Consider the following 3,317-nt stretch of genomic DNA (forward strand, 5'->3'; position numbering starts at 1 on the left):
CCGAGAACGGCCTAACAAAACAACACTTTGCCTCGAGGCACACGCTGATGAGGCAGCTCAAGAAAACAGAAAACACAACCCAATACATACCCACCCAAATGAAAACGAACCTGATCCTGGGCTGCCTCATCCTTGCAGCTCTCCTCCTGCCCCTGGCCCTGCTGGCGTGGCAGTCCATGCCTGGCCTGCCTTCGCTGCGCGGGCTGCGTCGCGCTGCTGGTCTTCATGCCGGCATCCTGCGCGTGAATGCACTCACGGACGGCACGCATGCCACCGGTCGCATCGGCCATCTACTGGCGGATGCCGCGCTCACCACCCGCCATCTTTTGGTGAAGACCGGCAGTGATGCCGCGCACTTCGCCGCCTGTGGAGCCGGTGACAAGCCGCTCGGCCTGTGCATCGATGAACCTTCCGGCGCAGAAGAGGCCGCCACCATCGCCTTCCTTGGCGCCGCTCCAGGCACCGTGCGCATGGTGGGGAGCGAAGCCATCGCCGCAGGGGCGGACGTCTACACCGCTGCCTCTGGCAAGGTGCAGGACGAGCCCGGCAGCGCCGGCACCTATTACCACGTGGGCCGCGCCATCACGGCCTGCAGCGCGGACGGTGACACCTTTGAGGTCACGCCGCGTCTGCCACAGCTCGTGAAGGTCATCGCCAGTGGTGCTGATCTTCCCGCCGTGAAGGCCGCCATGTCCGGCGGAGCCATCGTCATCGTCCTGGCCTAATCAAAAGCCATACCAAGGACAACCAAGAACCAGGAACAAAGAACCAAGAACACTTCTTTTGAACATGAAAATCAATGCCCAGGCCCGCGCGGCCCTCATGCGCAAGGCGTATCACGCCCTCATCAATGCGGCGGATGCCGCCACCCTCCACTATGCTCCCTCTTACACCGGCGCTCACCGCCATGGCGAGATCACGGAGCTGAACGCGGACATGCTCACCGAGGGCACGTATCGCGAGGCCCTCACCACCTATGCCGTGGGTTATCCCGGTGTGGACTTCAGCGCGGACCTGGAGGCCCTGGCCCCCGGTGTGCCTGTGGCTCGCCGCTTTGACTTCAAGTCGCATGACAATGCGGAGGCCTTCTACTCCGAGCTCACGGATGATCTCCGCGCTCCGGGTGGCGACTTCAAATCCGTGGAGTTCACCAGCGAGGAAATCAGCGCCAAGACGCAGAACCGCGGCCTCATGGTCTGCGTGGACGCGGACCAGGTGAAGGACAATCCGAACTGGGAGCAGACCTACACGCGCATGCTGCTGAACCGTCTGCGGCTTAACCAATTGCGTCGCGCCATCAACCTGCTCTCCGCCTCTGCCACGAACACGGCGAAGACCTGGGATGCCGCGGCTGGCAAGGACCCGGACAGCGATGTGTTTGCGGACATCCTCACCGGTCACACCGCCGCTGGCGTGCGGCCAAACCGTGTGGCTTATGGCCCCACGGCCTGGAGCAAGCGCGTGCTGTCTCATCGTGCGCAGGACAGCGCCGGCGGTTTCGCCAGCGCCGGTCTCACGCCGGAGCAGGTGGCGCAGTTCCTGGGTGTGGAGCAGGTGCTCGTCTGCCAGGCGCGCTATGCCACCAGCGCCAGCGCGAAGGCCGAGGCTCTCGGCAATCTCGTGCTGGAGTATCATGCGCTCAGCGGCGCCACGGTGGAGGACGCCAGCAACATCAAGCGCTTCTGGAGCCCGTGTGACAACGGCATGGAGCTCATGGTGCACCGCTGGGACATCGGTCCGAAGAAGCTCGCGCTCGCCGTGGAGGTGCATGAGCTGATGAAGATCACCAGCACGCTCGGCATCCGCAAGCTGACGATCTCCTGAACGGAGATATGAGCGCAAAGTTGGTTGCGCGTTCAAACCCTGCGCATCGTCGTGATGGCGGTGCGCAGTCTTGAGCGAGACCAGGCCGAGCCGTTTGCAGTCGTTTGCAGTTGTTGACGATTGTTTGCGGTAGTTTTTCCAAAGCCCAAGCACCTCAGAGATCAGCGATCTCATGTGCGGTTCACCTTCTGAACCTTCCCTGAAACCACTGCCAACAATGGCAAACCATAGCCAACCACCGCAAACCTCCCCCAAACCATGCCCTGGATCACACCCACCCTTTCACAATGCCAGCAGCGCATCACCGGCGCGGAGTGGCAGGCCTTGCATCGTGCTGCCACTCAAGCAGGACAGGATGGCGAGGAGATGGCGCAGGACATCATTGATCACATCGTCACGCGCATTCGCGGTCGAGTGGCGGCACGTCCGGAAAATCTGCTCGGTCCGGAGGGCAGCATCCCGGACGAGCTCACCACCTGCTTCCTCGCGCTCTGGGTCTATGACTTCATCACGCGGCTTCCGGGCATGTCCAAGCTGCTGGATGACCGCCGCCTGGAAGCCTGGCGCAGCGCGGAGAGCGAGCTTCGGCATGTGGCGGAGGGGAAGATCAAGCTCGTGCAGCCGGTGAACCCCGCCGGTGCGGATCTGCAGGCCAGCGCGGGCACGGTGGAGGTGGTCTCAGCCACACAGAGACGAGTCACACGGGAAGGTGTGAGCGGGCTGTTTTGATTCCTGATTTTTGATTCATGAATCCTGATTCATCCAAGAACGTAATCTGATGAGCCTAACAATAAGCGTCAAAACGACTGACACGGCCACACCCGTGCTGGAGAGGCTTCAGCGGGCGCTCACGGACCGCACGAAGCTGAATGAGCACATCGCCAGCGCGGCGGAGGCGGGCACGCGGACGTATCTGCGAAAGATCGCGCAGGAGCGCCATGGCACGGCGAACCGCATGGGTGCCACGCCCACGGGTTATCTGGTGAAGCGCGCGGAGCTGGTGAAAGGGCAGGGGACAAAGGATGGCGCGGTCATCACCTTCACCGGAGCCATCTTCAGGCGCATCGCCGGACCCGTCACCATCCGCCCGAAGGCGAAGAAGATGCTGGCCATCCCCATGCGCGCTGAATCTTATGGGAAGCGGCCCGCGCAGTTTAACGATCTCTTTGTGTATCGTGCTGGGCAAGGCCGCGCCTTCCTCGCACGAAAAGCAGGCGAGGGGCGGCTGCACTTTTACTTTCTGCTGAAGAGCGTGGTCACCCTGCCGCAGGACCGCACGCTGGCTCCGAGTGATGAGGAGTATGCGAAGTTCTCTGAGGAAGGTGCGCGCGCTTATCTGGCCTCGATTGAGAAGAGCGGCGGCAAGTAGAGACACGGAGACGCGGAGACGCGGAGACGCGGAGACGCGGAGAGGGAAGACGCGGAGAGCTAAGAAACAGGGCCTACGGAACACACGGAAAAGGACCCAACCAAGAACCAACCCGCCTAACCAG

General features: G+C 62.3%; 4 protein-coding genes. All 4 read left to right on the forward strand.

Translation table 11 applies throughout. The annotated features are described in order from the left end of the window. Positions 1 to 98 precede the first annotated feature (98 nt). The 4 genes from BGE01nite_RS28645 (at position 99) to BGE01nite_RS28660 (ending at position 3,193) form a co-directional block, all read left to right on the forward strand. Entirely contained in the window at positions 99 to 725 is a 627-nt protein-coding gene (locus BGE01nite_RS28645; RefSeq protein ID WP_146856358.1) for a capsid cement protein, read from the forward strand. 64 nt (positions 726 to 789) lie between these two features. Continuing rightward, complete coding sequence (locus BGE01nite_RS28650; RefSeq protein ID WP_146856360.1) at positions 790 to 1,824, forward strand: hypothetical protein; 1,035 nt, start codon at positions 790 to 792, stop codon at positions 1,822 to 1,824. A gap of 258 nt (positions 1,825 to 2,082) precedes the next feature. After that, positions 2,083 to 2,553 carry a hypothetical protein gene (locus tag BGE01nite_RS28655; protein WP_146856362.1) on the forward strand — a complete coding sequence of 157 codons (471 nt, stop codon included), beginning with the start codon at positions 2,083 to 2,085 and terminating at the stop codon, positions 2,551 to 2,553. 49 nt (positions 2,554 to 2,602) lie between these two features. Beyond that, positions 2,603 to 3,193 carry a hypothetical protein gene (locus tag BGE01nite_RS28660; protein ID WP_146856364.1) on the forward strand — a complete coding sequence of 197 codons (591 nt, stop codon included), beginning with the start codon at positions 2,603 to 2,605 and terminating at the stop codon, positions 3,191 to 3,193. Positions 3,194 to 3,317 lie beyond the last annotated feature (124 nt).

It is taken from the genome of Prosthecobacter gellanilyticus (assembly GCF_007992435.1).
GTDB classification, from domain to species: domain Bacteria; phylum Verrucomicrobiota; class Verrucomicrobiia; order Verrucomicrobiales; family Verrucomicrobiaceae; genus Prosthecobacter; species Prosthecobacter gellanilyticus.

Excerpts from the sequence above, each read along its gene's own strand:
- BGE01nite_RS28645 (WP_146856358.1), top strand. The coding sequence starts at position 99 with ATGAAAACGAACCTGATCCTGGGCTGCCTCATCCTTGCAGCTCTCCTC.
- BGE01nite_RS28650 (WP_146856360.1), top strand. The coding sequence starts at position 790 with ATGAAAATCAATGCCCAGGCCCGCGCGGCCCTCATGCGCAAGGCGTAT.
- BGE01nite_RS28655 (WP_146856362.1), top strand. The coding sequence starts at position 2,083 with ATGCCCTGGATCACACCCACCCTTTCACAATGCCAGCAGCGCATCACC.
- BGE01nite_RS28660 (WP_146856364.1), top strand. The coding sequence starts at position 2,603 with ATGAGCCTAACAATAAGCGTCAAAACGACTGACACGGCCACACCCGTG.